Source organism: Spirillospora sp. NPDC047418 (genome assembly GCF_040643275.1).
Lineage (GTDB): Bacteria > Actinomycetota > Actinomycetes > Streptosporangiales > Streptosporangiaceae > Spirillospora.
This window is the reverse complement of sequence record NZ_JBEYTW010000039.1, coordinates 39,202-57,437: the sequence shown is the minus strand read 5'-3', so window position 1 is coordinate 57,437 and position 18,236 is coordinate 39,202. Positions and strand designations below refer to the sequence as shown.

General features: G+C 70.6%; 18 protein-coding genes. 11 read left to right on the top strand and 7 right to left on the bottom strand.

Going from position 1 to position 18,236, the window contains the following annotated elements; translation table 11 throughout:
* Positions 1-52: 52 nt before the first annotated feature.
* Complete coding sequence (locus ABZ806_RS23865; RefSeq protein WP_500219574.1) at positions 53-778, bottom strand: DedA family protein; 726 nt, start codon at positions 776-778, stop codon at positions 53-55.
* Between the two features lie 171 nt (positions 779-949).
* Here ABZ806_RS23865 and fbaA point away from each other — a divergent pair, with 171 nt between their 5' ends.
* The 3 genes from fbaA to ABZ806_RS23850 all read left to right on the top strand — a co-directional run bounded on the left by fbaA (position 950) and on the right by ABZ806_RS23850 (position 3,086).
* Entirely contained in the window at positions 950-1,972 is a 1,023-nt protein-coding gene (gene fbaA / locus ABZ806_RS23860) for a class II fructose-bisphosphate aldolase (protein WP_500219573.1), read from the top strand.
* Positions 1,973-2,071: 99 nt separating this feature from the next.
* Positions 2,072-2,521, top strand: a complete 450-nt coding sequence (locus ABZ806_RS23855; protein ID WP_500219572.1) for a winged helix-turn-helix transcriptional regulator — start codon at positions 2,072-2,074, stop codon at positions 2,519-2,521.
* Between the two features lie 46 nt (positions 2,522-2,567).
* On the top strand, positions 2,568-3,086 hold the full coding sequence (locus ABZ806_RS23850; RefSeq protein WP_500219571.1) for a GNAT family N-acetyltransferase: 519 nt from the start codon (positions 2,568-2,570) through the stop codon (positions 3,084-3,086).
* 3 nt (positions 3,087-3,089) lie between these two features.
* Here ABZ806_RS23850 and ABZ806_RS23845 read toward each other — a convergent pair whose 3' ends face one another.
* Complete coding sequence (locus tag ABZ806_RS23845) at positions 3,090-3,884, bottom strand: SAM-dependent methyltransferase (RefSeq protein WP_500219570.1); 795 nt, start codon at positions 3,882-3,884, stop codon at positions 3,090-3,092.
* A 75-nt stretch (positions 3,885-3,959) separates the two neighbouring features.
* The gene (locus tag ABZ806_RS23840; RefSeq protein WP_500219569.1) at positions 3,960-4,754 is read right to left on the bottom strand and encodes an SAM-dependent methyltransferase; all 795 of its coding nucleotides are present in this window, start codon (positions 4,752-4,754) and stop codon (positions 3,960-3,962) included.
* 103 nt (positions 4,755-4,857) lie between these two features.
* Here ABZ806_RS23840 and ABZ806_RS23835 point away from each other — a divergent pair, with 103 nt between their 5' ends.
* Both ABZ806_RS23835 and ABZ806_RS23830 read left to right on the top strand, forming a co-directional pair.
* Positions 4,858-5,280: a DUF3151 domain-containing protein gene (locus tag ABZ806_RS23835; protein ID WP_500219568.1), complete on the top strand. Its 423-nt coding sequence runs from the start codon at positions 4,858-4,860 to the stop codon at positions 5,278-5,280.
* 130 nt (positions 5,281-5,410) lie between these two features.
* Positions 5,411-6,709, top strand: a complete 1,299-nt coding sequence (locus tag ABZ806_RS23830) for an adenylosuccinate synthase (protein ID WP_500219567.1) — start codon at positions 5,411-5,413, stop codon at positions 6,707-6,709.
* Between the two features lie 72 nt (positions 6,710-6,781).
* On the opposite strand, the gene ABZ806_RS23825 is transcribed toward ABZ806_RS23830, so the two are convergent.
* A complete protein-coding gene (locus ABZ806_RS23825; protein WP_500219566.1) occupies positions 6,782-7,969 on the bottom strand; it encodes an RNA-guided endonuclease InsQ/TnpB family protein in 1,188 nt (395 codons plus the stop codon).
* A 94-nt stretch (positions 7,970-8,063) separates the two neighbouring features.
* On the opposite strand from ABZ806_RS23825, the gene ABZ806_RS23820 reads away from it, so the two are divergent.
* Entirely contained in the window at positions 8,064-8,879 is an 816-nt protein-coding gene (locus tag ABZ806_RS23820) for a glycerophosphodiester phosphodiesterase family protein (RefSeq protein WP_500219565.1), read from the top strand.
* 28 nt (positions 8,880-8,907) lie between these two features.
* Here ABZ806_RS23820 and ABZ806_RS23815 read toward each other — a convergent pair whose 3' ends face one another.
* The gene (locus tag ABZ806_RS23815) at positions 8,908-9,672 is read right to left on the bottom strand and encodes a DUF4097 family beta strand repeat-containing protein (RefSeq protein WP_500219564.1); all 765 of its coding nucleotides are present in this window, start codon (positions 9,670-9,672) and stop codon (positions 8,908-8,910) included.
* A gap of 59 nt (positions 9,673-9,731) precedes the next feature.
* Here ABZ806_RS23815 and ABZ806_RS23810 point away from each other — a divergent pair, with 59 nt between their 5' ends.
* Positions 9,732-10,358: a TetR/AcrR family transcriptional regulator gene (locus ABZ806_RS23810; protein ID WP_500219563.1), complete on the top strand. Its 627-nt coding sequence runs from the start codon at positions 9,732-9,734 to the stop codon at positions 10,356-10,358.
* Between the two features lie 35 nt (positions 10,359-10,393).
* Here the strand turns inward: ABZ806_RS23810 and ABZ806_RS23805 are convergent, their stop codons facing one another.
* Positions 10,394-11,479 (bottom strand): magnesium and cobalt transport protein CorA, encoded by a 1,086-nt coding sequence (locus ABZ806_RS23805; protein WP_500219562.1) that lies wholly within the window; start codon positions 11,477-11,479, stop codon positions 10,394-10,396.
* 370 nt (positions 11,480-11,849) lie between these two features.
* On the opposite strand from ABZ806_RS23805, the gene purD reads away from it, so the two are divergent.
* From purD to ABZ806_RS23790, 3 genes are all read left to right on the top strand, one after another.
* The gene (purD, locus tag ABZ806_RS23800; RefSeq protein ID WP_500219561.1) at positions 11,850-13,097 is read left to right on the top strand and encodes a phosphoribosylamine--glycine ligase; all 1,248 of its coding nucleotides are present in this window, start codon (positions 11,850-11,852) and stop codon (positions 13,095-13,097) included.
* 74 nt (positions 13,098-13,171) lie between these two features.
* Entirely contained in the window at positions 13,172-14,482 is a 1,311-nt protein-coding gene (gene purB, locus ABZ806_RS23795) for an adenylosuccinate lyase (protein WP_500219560.1), read from the top strand.
* Between the two features lie 20 nt (positions 14,483-14,502).
* The gene (locus tag ABZ806_RS23790; RefSeq protein WP_500219559.1) at positions 14,503-15,285 is read left to right on the top strand and encodes an MOSC domain-containing protein; all 783 of its coding nucleotides are present in this window, start codon (positions 14,503-14,505) and stop codon (positions 15,283-15,285) included.
* 51 nt (positions 15,286-15,336) lie between these two features.
* On the opposite strand, the gene ABZ806_RS23785 is transcribed toward ABZ806_RS23790, so the two are convergent.
* A complete protein-coding gene (locus ABZ806_RS23785) occupies positions 15,337-16,380 on the bottom strand; it encodes a suppressor of fused domain protein (protein ID WP_500219558.1) in 1,044 nt (347 codons plus the stop codon).
* Between the two features lie 276 nt (positions 16,381-16,656).
* On the opposite strand from ABZ806_RS23785, the gene murA reads away from it, so the two are divergent.
* Positions 16,657-17,943 carry a UDP-N-acetylglucosamine 1-carboxyvinyltransferase gene (gene murA, locus ABZ806_RS23780; protein WP_500219594.1) on the top strand — a complete coding sequence of 429 codons (1,287 nt, stop codon included), beginning with the start codon at positions 16,657-16,659 and terminating at the stop codon, positions 17,941-17,943.
* Positions 17,944-18,236: the final 293 nt, after the last annotated feature.

Here is an 18,236-nt window from a genome sequence, read left to right as displayed (position 1 = left end):
GTATGCGCGCGAGACCCCTAGGGTCCGACCGATGACGTCCCACATGGGGAGGTTAGCGATAACTGTCACCGCTGAGCGACGGACGTGACTCTTCGGGACCATTCTTATTCGGACCACGGTCCGCTTTACGCCCCTTCAGGACCTCCCGGATGAGCGGGATGACCGACAGGACGAGGATCACCGCGACCCCCGGAAGGATGTACTTCTCGACGTCGGGGACCTCGGAGCCGAGGAAATGGCCCAGCAGGAACAGGGCGTCCGTCCAGAGGATGCCGCCGATGGCGTTCCAGACGAAGAATTTCTTGGGATCCATGCCGAGCATGCCCGCGAGCGGGTTCAGGAACGTCCGCACGATCGGGATGAACCGGGCCAGCACGACCGCCTTCGCGGGGCCGAACCGGTTGAAGTAGTACTCGGCCTTCTCGACCCACTCCTGCCTGAAGATGCGCGAGTCCGGCCGGTCGAAGAGCTTGCGGCCGTACCTGGCGCCGAGCCAGTGGCCGAGCTGGGCGCCGGCGATCGCCGCGATCGGGCCGCCGACGAGCAGCCAGGGCAGCGACAGCGGCTGGAACTCCTGGCCGTTGACGGTCGAGACCGCCGTGAGGATCCCCGCCGTGAAGAGCAGCGAGTCGCCCGGGAGGATGCAGCCGAAGAGCAGTCCGGTCTCCGCGAAGATGATGGCGAGCACGCCGATCGTCGCGAAGGTGCCGAAGAGCTGCAGCCATGCCGTCGGATGCAGCCACTCTGTGATGTTCAGGGGAAGGGTCGTGAGATCCACACCGCGAGCGTACCTTTCATCGCACTCCGAATACGCGAGATACTGAGGGCGGACGGCATGCCCGACCCGGAAACCGTGTGACCAGGGCACTGACCTGGGTACACGGACGTCCGGTGCTACCGCCCGGCCCAGTTGCCCGGCGGCACCGCTGCGTATGAAAGGACGCTGACAATGCCCATCGCAACGCCCGAGGTCTACGCGGAGATGCTCGACCGTGCGAAGCAGGACGGCTTCGCCTTCCCCGCGATCAACGTGACGTCCAGCCAGACGCTGAACGCCGCGCTGCGCGGCTTCGCCGAGGCCGAGAGCGACGGGATCGTGCAGGTGTCCACCGGCGGAGCCGACTACCTGTCCGGCTCCACGGTGAAGGACATGGTCGTCGGCTCGACCGCGCTGGCCGAGTACGCCCGGGTCGTGGCCGCCAAGTACCCGGTGAACATCGCCCTGCACACCGACCACTGCCCGAAGGACAAGCTGGACGGCTTCATGCGTCCGCTGATCAAGATCTCCCAGGAGCGGGTGGCGCGCGGCCAGGAGCCGCTGTTCCAGTCGCACATGTGGGACGGGTCCGCCGTCGAGCTCCACGAGAACCTCGACATCGCCGCCGACCTGCTCGACCAGTGCGCCAAGGCGCGGATCATCATGGAGATGGAGATCGGCGTCGTCGGCGGCGAGGAGGACGGCGTCGCCAACGAGATCAACGAGAAGCTGTACACGACGCCGGGCGACGCCATCGCCACCGCCGAGGCCGTCGGCGTGGGCGAGAAGGGCCGCTACATCCTGGCCGCGACGTTCGGCAACGTGCACGGCGTCTACAAGCCGGGCTCGGTCAAGCTGCGTCCCGAGGTGCTCAAGGAGATCCAGGACGCGGTCGGCGCCAAGTACGGCAAGGACAAGCCGTTCGACCTGGTCTTCCACGGCGGCTCCGGCTCGTCGCTGGAGGAGATCCGCGAGGCCGTCTCCTACGGCGTCGTCAAGATGAACATCGACACCGACACCCAGTACGCGTTCACCCGTCCGGTCGCGGAGCACATGTTCCGCAACTACGACGGCGTCCTGAAGGTGGACGGCGAGGTCGGCAACAAGAAGCAGTACGACCCGCGCTCGTGGGGCAAGGCGGCCGAGGCCGCGATGGCCGCGCGCATCGTCGAGGCCGCCGAGAACCTCCAGTCCGCCGGCAAGAAGCTGAAGTAGGCACGACGCCGCACCACGCCGCGCTACGCCGCGACAACGGCCCCGGGGGGACGTCCCCCCGGGGCCGTTGTTTCATGAAACTCGGGTAGTGTCGGGCATGTGGCACTACCCCGCACGTACGAGTCACAGAACTGCTCGGTCGCCCGCTCCCTCGAGGTCGTCGGCGACCGGTGGACGATGCTGGTCGTCCGCAGCGCCTTCCAGGGCGTGCGGCGCTTCGACGACTTCCAGGACGTCCTCGGCGTGGCGCGCAACGTCCTCACGGACCGGCTGAACCGGCTGTGCGACGAGGGCATCCTGCGCCGCGTCCCCTACCAGCAGCGGCCCGAGCGCTTCGAGTACCGCCTCACCCGCAAGGGCGTCGAACTGTGGCCGGCGGTCATGACCCTGCTGATGTGGGGCGACCGCCACTACGCCCCCGCCGGCCCGCCGCTGATCATCGGCCACCGCGGCTGCGACGGCACGCTGACCCCCGAGTTCACCTGCGACTCCTGCGGCGCCCACCTCGGCCCGTCCGATGTGGACCCGCGGCCCGGCCCCGCCGCCTGACCGTCACGGGTTGCTTCACACAACTTTCTGCGGTCCAATGAGTTTTATGAAGCAACTCGATGTGCGCGGCGCCGCCCGCGTCGGCGACGTGCGGATCCGCCCGTACGGCAGCACCGACGGGCCGCGCGTCCGCCGGATGTCGGACCGCCTGTCGTCCACGAGCCTCTACACGCGCTTCTTCTCCGGGACGCCCCGCATCCCCGACCACTACGTCGGCCTGCTGGACGGCCTCGACCACTGGGACCGCGAGGCCATGGTCGGCCTGGACGGCCACGAGATCGTCGGCATCGCCGAGTACATCCGCGACCCCGCGCGACCCGGCCGGGCCGACCTCGCCGTCCTCATCACGGACCCCTGGCAGCACCAGGGCCTGGGCAGCGCCCTGGTCGCCTACCTCACCCAACTCGCCGCACGGCGCGGCATCACCGAGTTCGACGCGGACGTCATCCTCGAAAACCGGGGAGGACTCCAGTTCGTCCACCACGGCTGGCCGGACGCCCGCTCCACCGCCCTGGAGGGCGGCGCGGCCCACTTCACCCTCCCCCTGGCCACTGCCCGGGTATGACCCTTACGGCTTGCGGGCCACGCCGCCGTAGAGGCCGACCTGCTCGGGCGGGACGACCGGGCCCTCGGGACGCCAGGCGGTGATGTAGCCGAGGCCGGGGTCGACCGGTTCCAGGCCGGTGAAGAAGCGTTCGATGTCGGCGGGGGTCCGGAAGGCCATCTGGGTGGCCGGGGCCTGCCTGGTGAACTCGTCGGCAAGGCCCGTCACGCCCTCCGGATCGGCTTCGGGGGTGCCGTGGGAGATGACCAGGTACGAACCCGAGGCGAGCTTTTCCACCAGTCGCGCGACGATGCCGTGCACGTCGTCCGCGTCCGGGACGAAATGGAGGACCGCCACCAGGAGCAGGGCCACGGGCTCGTCGAAGTCCAGCGTGCGGGAGGCGCGTTCAAGGATCGCGTCGGGGTCACGGAAGTCGGCGTCCACGTAGTCGGTGGCGCCCTCGGGCGTGCTCGTCAGCAGCGCACGCGCGTGCGCGAGCACCAGAGGGTCATTGTCCGCGTACACGATCCGCGAGCCGGGAGCGATCCGCTGGGCCACGTTGTGAACGTTGTCCTGCGTCGGCAGACCCGTGCCGATGTCCAGGAACTGGCGGATCCCGGCCTCGCCGGCGAGGTGGGCCACCGCCCGTCCGAGATACGCGCGGTTCTGGCGGGCGACCAGGCGGGCGGTGGGCATGATCTGCAGGAGCCCCACGGCGGCCTGCCGGTCCACCTCGTAATTGTCCTTGCCGCCGAGCATGACGTCGTAGACGCGTGCGGGGCTCGGGACGGACGTGTCGATACCCTCCGGCTTGATCATTGCTAGATCGTAAGCGCCCATCGGAACAGGCTCCAGCGGTGCCGGTGACCACATGGGGCTCCGGTCGCGTGACCCTTACGGCTTGCGGGCCACGCCGCCGTAGAGGCCGACCTGCTCGGGCGGGACGACCGGGCCTTCAGGACGCCAGGCGGTGATGTAGCCGATGCCCGGGTCTACCGGTTCCAGGCCCGTGAAGAAGCGCTCGATGGCGTCGCGGGTCCGGGGAGTGATCTGGGTGCGGGGGGCCTGCCTGGTGTACTCGTCGGCGGCGTCGGACGCCCCCTGCGGGTTCGCCTCGGGGGTGCCGTGCGAGATGACGAGGTAGGAGCCGGGGGCCAGGCGCTCCATCAGCCGGGCCACGATGCCGTGCACGTCGTCCTCGTCCGGGACGAAATGCAGGATCGCCACCAGGAGAAGCGCGACGGGTTCGTCCAGATCGAGCGTGCGGGAGGCGCGCTCAAGGATCGCGTCCGGTTCCCGGAGGTCGGCGTCCACATAGTCGGTGGCGCCCTCGGGCGTGCTCGTGAGCAGCGCACGCGCGTGCGCGAGCACCAGGGGGTCGTTGTCCGCGTACACGATCCGCGAGCCGGGAGCGATCCGCTGGGCCACGTTGTGGACGTTCTCCTGCGTCGGCAGACCCGTGCCGATGTCGAGGAACTGGCGGACGCCCGCCTCGCCGACCAGGTACCGGACGGCCCGCCCGAGGAACGCGCGGTTCTGCAGCGCGACCAGCCGCATGCTGGGGATGATCTCCAGGAGGCCCTCGGCGACCTTCCGGTCGGCCTCGTAGTTGTCCTTGCCGCCCAGGAGGAAGTCGTAGACGCGCGCCGGGCTCGGGAGGGATGTGTCGATTCCATCCGGCTTGATCATCTGCCGATCGTAGGCATCCGCGGGAACCCGGTACCAGGCGCGCCGGTGGCCACATTGGGCGGGCGGGACCCAGGTTGGGCCGCACCCGCCTGACCTGCCTACGATGGCCCGCATGACCCAGAACCTGCTCGGCGGCCCTCCTCCGACCGAACTGCCGGACAACACCGAAGCCCGGACGGCCCTGGAGAACGGCGTCGACCCGTTCGAAGTCGCCGCGCGCCATCCGGACTACCCGGGCGCGTGGGCCGAACTGGCCGACCGTGCCTTCGCCAACGGCTCCGTCATCGACTCCTACGCGTTCGCCCGCACCGGCTACCACCGCGGCCTCGACTCGCTGCGCCGGGCCGGCTGGAAGGGCCAGGGGCCCGTCCCGTGGGAGCACGCGGCCAACCGCGGCTTCCTGCGCGCCCTGCACGCCCTCGGCCGCGCCGCCGCCGCCATCGGCGAGGAGGACGAGGCCGAGCGCTGCAAGGCGTTCCTGCGCGACAGCAGCCCCACCGCCGCCGACACCCTCAACGGCTCCTGACCGACGGCCCGCGGGCCCGCTGAGCAGCGGGCTCCGGTTTCCTTGCCGCGCGGGTGCGGGTACGCTTTGATCGCAAGAGGCCCCTTCGCTTGCGGCGACCGGGGCCTTCGTCGTGGGAAGGAAGAGTGGCATGCCTGCCATCGTTCTTGTCGGTGCCCAGTGGGGAGATGAGGGCAAGGGCAAGGCAACAGACCTGCTCGGCGGGGACGTCGACTACGTCGTCCGCTACCAGGGCGGCAACAACGCCGGCCACACGGTGGTCATCGGCGACAAGAGCTACGCGCTGCACCTGCTGCCGTCCGGGGTGCTGTCGCCCGACGTCGTCCCGGTGATCGGCAACGGCGTGGTGATCGACCCGGCCGTCCTGCTGCAGGAGATCGACGGGCTGCGGGAGCGGGGCATCTCCTGCGACCGGCTGCTGATCTCGGCGAACGCGCATTTGATCATGCCGCACCACCGCGCCCTCGACAAGGTCACCGAGCGGTACCTCGGCAAGGCCCGGATCGGCACCACCGGCCGCGGCATCGGCCCCACCTACGCCGACAAGATCAACCGGATGGGCGTCCGCGTCCAGGACCTGTTCGACCCGAACATCCTGACCCAGAAGCTGGACCTCTCCCTGCGGGAGAAGAACCAGGTGCTCACCAAGGTCTACAACCGGCGGCGCATCGAGACGGGCCCGATCGTCCAGGAGTACCTGGCCTACGGCGAGCGACTGAAGCCGTTCGTGGCCGACACGACCCTCGTCCTGAACAAGGCGCTGGACGACGGCAAGGTCGTCCTGCTGGAGGGCGCCCAGGGCACGCTGCTGGACATCGACCACGGCACCTACCCGTTCGTGACGTCGTCCAGCCCCACCGCCGGCGGCGCGTGCGCGGGCTCCGGCGTCGGCCCCACGAAGATCACCCGCGTGATCGGCATCCTGAAGGCGTACACGACCCGGGTGGGCTCGGGCCCGTTCCCGACCGAGCTGCTGGACGAGCAGGGCGAGTACCTGCGCACGACCGGCGGCGAGTACGGCGTCACCACGGGCCGCGACCGCCGCTGCGGCTGGTTCGACGCGGTCATCGCCCGCTACGCCACCCGCGTCAACGGCATCACCGACTACTTCCTGACGAAGCTGGACGTCCTGTCCGGCCTGGAGCGGGTCCCGGTGTGCGTCGCCTACGACGTCGACGGTGAGCGCGTCGACGAGATCCCCACCACGCAGACCGAGTTCCACCACGCCAAGCCGATCCTGGAGTACCTGGACGGATGGCGGGAGGACATCACCGGCGCCAAGAAGTTCGAGGACCTCCCGGCCAACGCGCAGGCGTACGTCCGGGCCCTGGAGGAGATGTCCGGCGCCCAGATCTCCGCCATCGGCGTCGGCCCCGGCCGCGACCAGACACTCTCGCTCCGCTCGCTTGTGTCAACTACTCGGCTCTGAAGGGACCGGGCTTGCTCGTTCGGTCCTTGGGGGCTTTGTTTGCGCTCCCGACTGCCCGTTACGGTGGGGCGGTCACGGGTCGCATCCACCAGCCCTCGCACTAGGTGGGGGCGGTTTTGGCATGTTGACGAATACCCACGCCGAGCGTGCGCGGTCGCGTACGTTGACCCCGGCGACGACGTCGGCGGGCCCAGCGAGGCCGCACCGGCGACATTCAAAGTGGTCCCGCGTGGGACGGTTGTTCCTGGCGGTGTGGCCGCAGCGCGGGCAGCGCTGGGAGGTGTAGGCCGCATCCACCTCGATGAACGGCACCCCAGCGCGGCGGGCCTTGTAGGCGATGAACTCACCGAGTTGGTGGAAGGGCCAGGACGACAGGCGTGCCCGCTGGTCGCGAGGAACCGTGACCCGTCCGCGGATCCCACCCAGCTGTTCGAGTGCGATGCCGCGTCCGGTGCGTGCCGCGACGGCAACGACCTGCTTAGCAATTTTGTGGTTGACGTGCCGGGCATGCCGCGCCTCCCGGCGAGCCCGCTTCTTCAGCAGCCTGGTGGCCGACCGGGTGCGTTTGGCTTGGAGTTCGGCGCGTTTGCGGGCCTGCCACCGCCGGTACCGGGAAAGGCGGCGGCCTTGGTGGTTGTCGCCGTCGGAGGTGGTGGCCAGGTTGACGATGCCGCGGTCCACCCCGATCCAGTCCGCGGGCTCGAACGGCTGCGGTTCGGGGACCTCGCAGGTGGCGATCAGGAACCACTTGCCGTCCCGGTACACCAGGTCCGATTCGCCTTTGCGGTGGTCGGCGAGTGTCTTGGCCTGGTCGGGGGAGCAGGCGAACCGCAGGTTCTTGCACCGCCCCGCCGTCGTCCAGATGCTGACGGTGCCCGCGTCCAACTGCCACGATAGGCACCGGTCGTCGTAGGTGTGCGCGGCGTCCGGACGGAAGGCGATGGGTTTGGACTCGGCCTTGCGGCGCCGCCGGGACTGCGGGCCGCCGAGGCGGCCGTTGCGGATGGTGCCGCGCAGGGTGGTGTAGGCGTCCACGACCCGTTTGATCACGTGCTGGGCGGCCTGCGCGCCCAATCCTTCAGCTTTGAGGTCGCCGTAGCACAGCCTCCGCAAGGGCAGTTCGCGGCCGCGCAGCCCGAACTGGGCGAAGGCGATGGCCGAGACCTGGTTGGCGGCGGTGTTGACCCGGTGCAAAGTGTCGGCCAGCGCCGCCGCCTGCTCAGGCGTCGGCAGCAGCTTGACCTGCACCACCAATTTCACAATATGCAACTGTAGCATTACGGTCCGTTGACACTCGCTGGACACGCTGACATCGTTTACCTGGTGTTCGGTAACGGACGGTAGCGTGCGTGCGGTGATCCCTACCGTCGAGGTGCACGGGCACCGGGGCGCGCGCGGCCTCCGCCCGGAGAACACCCTCCCCGGCTTCGTCCACGCCCTCGATCTGGGCGTGGACGCCATCGAACTGGACGTGGGCCTGTCGGCGGACGGCACGGTCGTCCTGAACCACGACCAGGTCCTCTCACCGAGGAACCTCGCGGACACCGCCCCCGCCCAGCCCGACGACCCGGCGTTCCCCTACGTGGGCAAGCCGATCCGCGAACTGACACTCGCCCAGCTCCGCACAGTGGACGCGGGCGCCGGCGCGGGCATCCCCACGCTCGCCGAGGCGTGCGCCCTCCTGGCCCCGACCGGTGTGAGCCTCTCCGTGGAACTCAAGACCGACCCCACGTGGACGGACGAAGAAGTAGAACTCTTCACCGCCGCCGTAGTGGACGTCCTGGAGACCTACGCCGTCACCCGCAGAACCCGCCTCCTGGCCTTCGACTGGCGCATCCTCACCGAAGCCCGGCACCACTACCCGGACCTGGGCCGCGTAGCGCTGATCGAACGCAAGACCCTCGTCCCCAACTCGCCTTGGCTCGCGGGCCTCTCCCCAGACGACCCCGTAGCCGCCGCAGTGGCGATCGGCGCGACGGCCATCTCTCCCGAGCACGTCATCACCACCCCCGAACTGGTGGACGAGGCCCACACCTTCGCCCTTCCCGTCATCGTCTGGACGGTCAACGAGCCCGAGGACATGACCCGCTTCACCAAGTACGGCGTGGACGCGATAGTCACCGACTATCCGGACGTCGCCGCCGACGTCCTGTCCACCGCGGCGCTCTAAGCCGCGGATGAGCCGCGGATGAGCGCGGTCACCCGCCCCCGGTGGTGCGCAGTGTGATCGCGCCGCTGTCGGTGCGGACGGTGATGGAGCGGGGGGCGGCGGCGTCCTTCGGGACGTCGGCGTGCACGTCCCCGCTGTCAGTGGTGGTCGCGACCTTGTAGGCGGCGCGCGGGACCGTCACGTTCACCTCGCCGTTCTCGGTGGTCACGGCCACCTGCCGCGGCGCCGCGGCGAAGGACAGGTCGACCTTGCCGCTTTCGGAGACGGCCCTGACCTGCGGTGACCTCGTATCGGTGGAGCGCAGTCCGCCGTTCTCGGTGCGCAGGGCGAGCGGGCCGGTGGCACCGGCGACCCTGATCGCGCCGTTGGTACTGCGGATGCTCAGCGCGGTGCTGAAGCCGGTCGCCGAGATCGTCCCGTTCTGGCCCTGGATGCCGACCGCGAGGTCGCGGGGGACCAGGATCCGGTAGCGGACGGCGCAGCCGCCGATCAGGGTGCCGCAGTCGGTGGCCAGGGTGAGCTGGTCGCCGGCGAGTTCCCAGGTCGCGGTCGGCTTGCCGCCGATGAACGTCCACCGGTCGAACCAGCGCGTCACCTGGATCTTCGCCACGTCGGCGGGCCGGATGTCCAGGTCGCCCTGGTCCTTGGTGATGGTGAGGCGGGAGCCGGGCGGGTCGAAGTCGCGCCGTTGCGGCGCGGCGTCGTCGGCCGAGGCGCCGCAGCCGGTGAGGGGCGCGAGCAGGAGCAGCGCCCCCGCGGCGGGGAGCAGGGCGCGGCGCGGTGCGGGTGTCAACGGGCCTCCAAAGTCGATACCGAAAGTACTGAATACTTTGAGTATGCTACAGTTCGGACATGACCGACAACCCAGAGCCCGCGCGGCGGGTCCCGCGCGAGGAGGTGCGGCGCCGGCTGCTGGACGAGGCGGTGCGGGTGTTCACCGAGCGCGGCTACGACGACGCCCGGATCGAGGACATCGCCCACGCCGCCGGCTTCACCAAGGGCGCCGTCTACTCCAACTTCGGCGGCAAGCAGGGACTGTTCGGCGCCGTCCTCGGGCGGGGCGCGGAGGACGAACTGGCCACCGTGATCGCCGAGATCGACCGCACTGCTGACGCCGACACGATGATCGAACGGGTCGCCGGGCTCATCGCCGACCGGATCGTCACCGACACCGGACGCGGCCAGCTCGGCCTGGAGTTCGCCGCCCGCGCCTCCCGCGACGAGCGGACCCGCGCCGTGCTGGCCCCGATGCGCCGCGCGCAGCGCGACACCGCCGCCCGCGCCATCGCCGAGGTGACCGACCGCACCGGCGGCACCCCGGCCGTCACCGCGGAGCTGGCCGGGCTGATCCTGCACTGCCTCACCAACGGCCTGGTCAACGAGCACCTCGCCGACCCCGAGGCCGTCACCGCCGAGGTCATCGAGCAGGCGTTCACGGCCGCGCTGACCGCGCTCCTCCCCCCGGCCGCGCCCACCTGAGCGGCCCCACCGGCGGGGCGTTCAAAGGGGCCGGGTCAGAGCCAGCCGTTGCGGCGGAAGCCCCGGTAGAGGGAGAAGCAGGCGCCGGCGATGATGCAGAGGATCATCGGGTAGCCGAACTGCCACTGGGTCTCGGGCATGTACTTGAAGTTCATGCCGTAGACCCCCGCTATCGCCGTGGGGACCATGAAGATGGCGCCCCAGGCGGAGATCCTGCGCATGTCCTTGTTGTCGGCGACGGTGACCTGGGTCATGTGCGCCTGGAGGATCGGGTTGAGGAGTTCGTCGTAGGACTCGACCTGCTCGCGGACGCGGGTGAGGTGGTCCTCGACGTCGCGCAGGTACTCCTTGATCTCGGCCGGGACGAAGCGGCGGCCGGACAGGCTGCGCAGCGGGCCGGCGAGCGGGCCGACGGCGCGCTTGAGCTGGATGACCTCGCGCTTGAGGCGGTAGATGCGGCGGGACTCGTCGGTGCGCTCGGGGGAGAAGACGGCCTCTTCGACCTCGTCGATGTCCTCCATGACGGCGTTGGCGACGCCGACGTAGCCGTCCACGACGCGGTCGGCGACGGCGTGCAGGACGGCGGCGGGGCCGAGGGCGAGCCGGGCCGGGTCCTTCTCCAGGTCGCGGCGGACGGCGCCGAGTTCGCCGTGCGAGCCGTGCCGGACGGTGACGACGAAGTCGGGCCCGCAGAACAGCATGATCTCGCCGGTGACGACGACCTCGGCGCCGCCGGGCTCGCTCGGCACGTAGCCGACGGTCTTCATCACGACGAAGTGGAGGTCGTCGTAGCGCTCCAGCTTCGGCCGCTGGTGGGCGTGGATCGCGTCCTCGACGGCGAGCGGGTGCAGGCCGAAGACCTCGGCGATGTCGGCGAGTTCGGTGGCAGACGGCTCGAAGAGGCCGACCCAGACGAAACCGGCGCTATCGCCGTCCGGGACGAGGCGCCCGTCGCGGACGAGGCGGACGGCGTCGGCGACGGTGTCGGTGCAGACCCGGTGGCCGTCGATGTAGGCGGCCCAGTCGATGACGGCGGAATCGCGGTTTGGAGCCTGCACGCCGTTGGGGCGGCCGCGTGTCTTGAACAGCGCGCGGCCCGGGCGGACTCGTGTCATGGCCATGAGGTGCTCCTAACCCGCCGGCCACGCACGTAGAGCGCGCGCTCAACCCAGGCTGGTCAGCGAAGGGAGCGCGCGAGCACGGTGGCCGGATGCCAGATGAAGGCGGACGGAAGGGCAGTCCTGTGCGGACTGTGAGGGTTCTCCGGCGAACTGCAAGGATCACCAGGACTCATCCCGACCACCTCCTTTCACGCACCTCGACACTGGGCGGTCAAGCCCGCTGCAGCTTATCAGCCGACATTTAGGACGCCGCCCGCAACGCCGAGGTTCACCCGTCCCCGCTGTGACGGTCGCCTCACTCGCCCCGTCCCCGTAACGGCGGGGCCTGCGGGCGCCATTCCCCGCACGGCGGTCTGTAAGCTCGCGTCACGTGCGAGTACTCGTCCTTGGATCGGGTGGCCGCGAGCATGCGCTCGCCCGCGCCCTGCACCGCGACCCTGCCGTCACCGCCCTCCACTGCGCCCCGGGCAACCCGGGCACGGCCGAGGTCGCGGACAACCACCAGCTCGACCCGTGCGACCCGACGGCGGTGACGGAGCTGGCCGGACGGCTGCGCGCCGACCTCGTCGTCATCGGCCCGGAGGCCGTGCTGGTCGCGGGCGTCGGCGACGCCCTGCGCACGGCGGGGATCCCGTGCTTCGGCCCGGACCGCGCCGCCGCCCGCATCGAGGCGTCCAAGGCGTTCGCGAAGGAGATCATGGCGGCGGCCGGCGTCCCGACCGCCGACGCGCGGGTCTGCGACACGACCGCGCAGGCCGAGGAGGCGCTCGACGCCTTCGGCCCGCCCTACGTCGTGAAGGACGACGGCCTGGCCGCCGGCAAGGGCGTCGTCGTCACCGAGGACCGCGCGATCGCCTCCCGGCACGCCGCCGTCTGCGAGCGCGTCGTGATCGAGGAGTTCCTGGACGGCCCCGAGGTGTCCCTGTTCGCCCTGTGCGACGGCCAGAGCGCCGTCCCGCTCCTGCCGGCCCAGGACTTCAAGCGCGCCTACGACGGCGACGCCGGACCCAACACGGGCGGAATGGGCGCCTACACCCCGCTGCCCTGGCTCTCCCCGGACCTCGTGGACGAGGTCATGTCGACGGTCGTCCAGCCGGCCGTGGACGAACTCCGCCGCCGTGAGATCCCCTACGTGGGGACTCTGTACGCGGGTCTGGCGCTGACGTCCAAGGGTGTTCGCGTCGTCGAGTTCAACGCCCGCTTCGGCGACCCCGAGACCCAGTCCGTCCTCGACCGCCTGGCGACCCCGCTCGCCACGCTGCTGCAAGCATGCGCGATCGGCGCACTGGACCCCGGCTTCCGTCCCGAATGGCACCCGGGCTCGGCCGTGACGGTCGTCCTGGCCGCCGAGGGCTACCCGGCCGCCCCCGTGAAGGGCGACGAGATCACCGGCCTGGACGAGGCGTCCAAGGTGGACGGCGCCTACATCCTCCACGCGGGCACGAAGCTCGCCGAAGACGGCCGCCTCCTGACGAACGGAGGCCGCGTGCTGAACGTCGTGGGCACCGGCCCGGACCTCCAGGCCGCTCGCACGACGGCGTACGAGGCCATGTCCAAAATCACCCTGCGCGCGTCCCACCACCGCACCGACATCGCCTTGAAGGCCGCCCGAGCCTGACCGGCCGTCCTCCACCGGGGGCACCGCGCGCCCCGGGCGGGCGGAGTGGCCGCGAGACCTGGGACAATGGGCGGGTGATCGAGCGGTACACACTTCCGGACATGGGGCGCGTCTGGAGCGACGCGCACAAATACGAGCTGTGGTGCCAGGTGGAGGTCCTCGTCGTCGAGGCCCACGCCGAGGCCGGCACGATCCCGCCGGAGGTGGTGGAGCCGGTGCGCAAGGCACCGCCGCCGACGCCGGAGGCGGTGCACGAGATCGAGGCGGTCACGCAGCACGACGTGATCGCCTTCCTGTCGGCGTGGGCCGACAACACCGAGCCGCGCGAGGCCGCCCGGTACGTGCACTTCGGCATGACGTCGTCCGACCTGCTGGACACCGCGCTCGCGCTCCAGCTGGTCGAGGCCACCGACATCCTGCTGGCGAAGGCCGACCGGCTCGTCGGGACGCTGCGCGACCACGCGCTGGCCCACCGGGGCACGCTGCGGGTCGGGCGGACGCACGGCATCCACGGCGAGCCGGACGTCTGGGGCCACCGCGTCGCCGACTTCGCGTTCGCCGCGGCCCGGTCCCGGGACCGGCTGCGCCGCGCCCGCGAGGCCGTCGGCGTGATGGCGATCTCGGGCGCCGTCGGGACGTACTCCAACATCGACCCGGCGGTCGAGCTGCACGTCGCGCGCAAGCTGGGCCTCACGCCGGCGGACGTGTCGACGCAGGTCGTCATGCGGGACGGCATCAGCGAATGGGTGTCCGCGCTGGCGATCATGGCGACGGTGTGCGAGGCGGTCGCGCTGGAGGTGCGGCACGGGCAGCGCACCGAGGTCCGGGAGCTGTGGGAGCCGTTCGGGAAGGGCCAGAAGGGCTCGTCGGCGATGCCGCACAAGAAGAACCCGATCATCTCCGAGCGGCTCGCCGGGATGGCGCGGATCGTGCGGGCGCAGATCGTCCCGGTGCTGGAGGGCGTCCCGCTGTGGCACGAGCGCGACATCTCGCACTCGTCCACGGAGCGGATCGCGCTGCCGGACGCGTCCATCGCGCTCGACTACATGCTCAACCTCACGAACCGCCTCATGTCCGGGCTCGTCGTCGACGAGGCGCGCATGACGGAGAACCTGGAGTCGACCGGCGGCCTGATCTACACCTCGACCGTGCTGCTGGAACTGGTCGAGGCGGGCATGTCGCGCGACGACGAGGCGTACCCGCTCGTCCAGAAGGCCGCGATGGAGACCTGGGAGACGGGGACGCCGTTCCGCGAGACGCTGCGCAGGCACGCCGCCGAAGCGGGACTGACGTTGGACGAGAAGCGCCTGGACGACGTGTGCCGTCCGGAGCGTTTCGTCGAGCGGCTGGGCCCGGTGTTCGACCGGCTCGCCGCGCTCCGCTGAGAAGACCGAGGAGTGGGGCCTTGCACGGGACCCTGACCGAGTTGAACGCCTACCCGCTCAAGAGCGGCGGCGGGACCGCGCTGCGCACCGCCGGGCTGACCCCGCGCGGGCTGCCCTTCGACCGCGAGTTCATGCTGGTCGGGCCCGGGGGCCGCTTCCTGTCGCAGCGGGAGCTCGCGCGGATGGCGCTGCTGCGTCCGTCCTATGACGGCGAGGTCCTCACGGTGAACGCGCCGGGCGCCGCACCGCTCGTCCACAAGGCCGTGGACGACGGTGCGGTCCGGGACGTGTTCATCCAGCGGAAGGAGCTCCTCGGCATCGACCAGGGCGAGGAGGCCGCCACCTGGTTCTCCGAGCTGCTCGACAGCGAGTGCCGGCTCGTCCGCTTCACCGGTCACCGGGCGACGTCCAGGGGCGGGGGCGAGGTGATGTTCGCGGACGGGTATCCGCTGCTGGTCATCTCCGCCGAGTCCCTGGCCGACCTCAACACGCGCCTGGACGAGCCGCTCCCGATGAACCGGTTCCGTCCGAGCCTCGTCTTCGAGGGCCTCGGCCCCTACGGCGAGGACGACGTGCGCCTGCTGCGCGTGGGCGACGCCGTCATCGAGATGGTGAAACCGTGCGCGCGGTGCCTCATCACCACCACCGACCAGGAGACCGCCGAGCGCGGACGTGAGCCGCTCCGGACCCTCGCCACCTACCGCACCAAGGACCGCGGCATCCAGTTCGGCTACAACGCCGTCCCGCGCGCGCTGGGCACCCTCACGGTCGGCGACGAGATCGAGATCCTCGAAGCCCGCTGAGGAAGGCCGCTGAGGTAGCCCGCTGAGGTAGCCGGCCAGGGCTCGCGCCGTTCAGCCGACGACCTCGCCGGTCTCCTCCCCGAAACGGTCCTTCATCGCGGTCGGCACGATCTCGACGGTGAGCCCCGGGACGGACGCGACGGCCCTGCGTCCCGCCGTGGGCAGCAGGACGGCGTTGAGGTCCTCCAGCGCGGCCGCGGGCACGTGTACCTCCAGCACGCCCTCGGCCGGCTCCTCGACCGCGAACGCGTCGGCCGGCAGGAACGCCAGGGCCATGTCGTCGGTCCGCAGGACCAGTTCGCGCCCGAACGGCAGGCGGCCGCGCAGCGACTCGGCGATCGCCGGGGCCTGGAGGGCGCCGAGCCGCAGCGTCGTCGCGTCGCCGGCGCGCTCCCAGTGCGCCGTGGACACGAACAGCACGCCGCCGCTGGAGCCGTCCCGCGCGATGCCCTCCTCGACGGCGCGGGCGACGGCGGGGTCGGCGAGCAGCGACCGGCGGTCGAGGTCGGTCACGAAGAGCGGCAGGTGCGGCGCGAGCGCCGCCGCCATCCCGTCGGCGTTCCATCGGCGCAGCGCCTCGTACTCCTCCATCGCGAGCCCCACGACCTGGAGGAACACGACCGTGCCGTGCGGCGTGGAGATCTCCCCCAGCTCTGGGTCCCGGACGAACGTCACCGCGCGGATCTCCGAGTCCTCGCGGTCGGCGGCGATCGGCCCGTTGACGTCCATGTGGTGGCCGGCCTCGAACCAGTTGCCGGACGTGTACACGTACCGGCCGAGGTTCTGCAGCAGGCTCGCCGCCCACACCGGCGGCTGCTCCTCGGCGGGGTCGCGGGCGAGCCGGAAGGTGAACTCGAAGCCCCAGCCCGACTCGTCCGGGTTCTCCGACTCCTTGGTGTACAGCTCCGTCATGCCGTAGGAGATGAAATGCCAGTGCGGGACGGGTTCGGTGCGGGCGTAGACGCTGATCCCGTCGAGCGGGTCGGGGCCTCCCAGCGCCCATTTGTGGATCGTGCCGAGATGGTACGGCCGGGTGTCGCCGTAGAGCGGGCGGAGGGCGGCGTCGATGGCGTCCCAGCCGGGCGATTCGTCCATGGATGATCACGATAACCGCCCCTGCGGTGATGCGCCGCCCCTAGGCTCACCTTGGGAAATTTCCTGGGGGAGTGCGAACTTTTGGCGTGTTGCTGAGGTCTCACCTAGCAGACTGGCGCCAGGGTGGCGCGGGCCGGACGGCACATGCCCGGTCCGGTGGTTTACTGGGGTCGCGTTGGCGCAGAGGGGGGACACCGTTCGGCGCGCTCGGCCCTCGTGCTCCCACTTGATGGCAGGCACCTACCCGCACCCGAGAAGGAGTTAGGCGGCATGAGCATGGGCCACGAGGTTCGCTACCGCGTGCGCGGCGGCAGGCAGCTGCACGGCACGGTCTTCATCCAGGGGGCGAAGAACGCCGTCCTGCCGATGATCGGTGCCTCGCTGATGGCCGCCAAGGGACGGACCGTCCTGCGCAACGTCCCGATCATTGAGGACGTGCGGCGGGCGGTGGAGCTCGCGCGGGCCATCGGGGCCAAGGCCGAACTGCACGAGACCGAGCGCACCCTGGTCATCGACGCGTCCTCGCTCAGCAGCCCGGTGCTGCCCGCCGACATCGCGTCCCGGTTCCGCGGCTCGTTCCTGTTCGTCCCGGCACTGCTGCACCGGCTCGGCGAGGCCGTCATCGAGGGCGTCGGCGGCTGCAACCTCGGCAGCCGCAACCTGGACTTCCACTACAACGGCTTCAAGCGGATGGGCGCCACGGTCACCGAGCACGTGGCCGACAACGGCGACGGCATCATCCACATCAAGGCGGGCGACCTGCGCGGCGGGACGCTCTACTGCGACACCCCGTCGCACACCGGCACCGAGAACCTGATCATGGCGGCCGCGCTGGCCCGCGGCACCACGCTGATCAAGAACGCGGCGCTGGAGCCGGAGGTGCTGGACAACATCGCGATCCTGCAGGCGATGGGCGCCAAGATCAGCGGCGGCGGCACCGGGTTCGTCACGGTCGAGGGCGTGGAGGAGCTGACCGCCGTCGAGCACACCGTGATGCCCGACCGGATCGACGCCGGCGTGTTCGTGATGGCCGCCGCGATCACCGGCGGCGACCTGAGCCTCGTCGGCGCCTCGCTGGAGCACCTCGGCGTCGCCGCCGACAAGCTGGAGCAGATGGGGCTGGAGTTCCACCAGCAGGGCGCCGTGCTGCAGGTCCGCCGCGACCGGACGCTCCGCCCGATCAACGTCATCACCGACGAGTACCCGGGCTTCGCCACCGACCTGCAGTCGCCGCTCATGGCGCTGTCCTGCCTCGCCGAGGGCCCGTCCTACATCTACGAGCGGATCTTCGACGGCCGGTTCAAGCTGGCCGGCGAGCTGGCGAAGATGGGCGCCGACATCGAGGTGGACGGCAGCCGGGCGAAGGTGAACGGCCCCCGCGCGCTGCGCGGCGCCGAGGTGGAGGCGCACGACCTGCGCTGCGGCAGCGCGCTCGTCCTCGCGGGCCTCGCCGCGGAGGGCGAGACGACGATCACCTCCGCCTACTATCTCGACCGCGGGCACGCGCACACCGCCGAGCGGCTGTCGCAACTGGGCGCCGAGATCGTCCGCGAAGCCGACTAGGGGCCGGACGGGGCGGGGCCGCGGCCGCGAACGGCCGATTGTGGCCCCGTCCTGACCAACTCCGGGTTCGCACCTGACGGGACGTGTAACGCCGCGTCGCGAAAACCGGGGGCCGAAGAGTTGCCACGCCGCTACACACGGTCATGACATGCGTCCGCACGGCTGCCGGACCGAGCCGCTGACCTGGGAAGAATCCCCATGGCACGCTCCGGTTCGGACGGTCCGTAACGCGGAAAATAATCACCGGAAGTGATCATCCGGCCCGTCCGGACAGATCGTTCGTCTTTCTTGTG

Coding starts and splice junctions, on each gene's coding strand:
- ABZ806_RS23835 (WP_500219568.1), top strand. CDS start 4,858: ATGGCCCGCATGACCCAGAACCTGCTCGGCGGCCCTCCTCCGACCGAA.
- murA (WP_500219594.1), top strand. CDS start 16,657: ATGGGCCACGAGGTTCGCTACCGCGTGCGCGGCGGCAGGCAGCTGCAC.
- ABZ806_RS23810 (WP_500219563.1), top strand. CDS start 9,732: ATGACCGACAACCCAGAGCCCGCGCGGCGGGTCCCGCGCGAGGAGGTG.
- ABZ806_RS23805 (WP_500219562.1), bottom strand. CDS start 11,479: ATGGCCATGACACGAGTCCGCCCGGGCCGCGCGCTGTTCAAGACACGC.
- fbaA (WP_500219573.1), top strand. CDS start 950: ATGCCCATCGCAACGCCCGAGGTCTACGCGGAGATGCTCGACCGTGCG.
- ABZ806_RS23785 (WP_500219558.1), bottom strand. CDS start 16,380: ATGGACGAATCGCCCGGCTGGGACGCCATCGACGCCGCCCTCCGCCCG.
- ABZ806_RS23850 (WP_500219571.1), top strand. CDS start 2,568: ATGAAGCAACTCGATGTGCGCGGCGCCGCCCGCGTCGGCGACGTGCGG.
- ABZ806_RS23845 (WP_500219570.1), bottom strand. CDS start 3,884: ATGATCAAGCCGGAGGGTATCGACACGTCCGTCCCGAGCCCCGCACGC.
- ABZ806_RS23840 (WP_500219569.1), bottom strand. CDS start 4,754: ATGATCAAGCCGGATGGAATCGACACATCCCTCCCGAGCCCGGCGCGC.
- ABZ806_RS23830 (WP_500219567.1), top strand. CDS start 5,411: ATGCCTGCCATCGTTCTTGTCGGTGCCCAGTGGGGAGATGAGGGCAAG.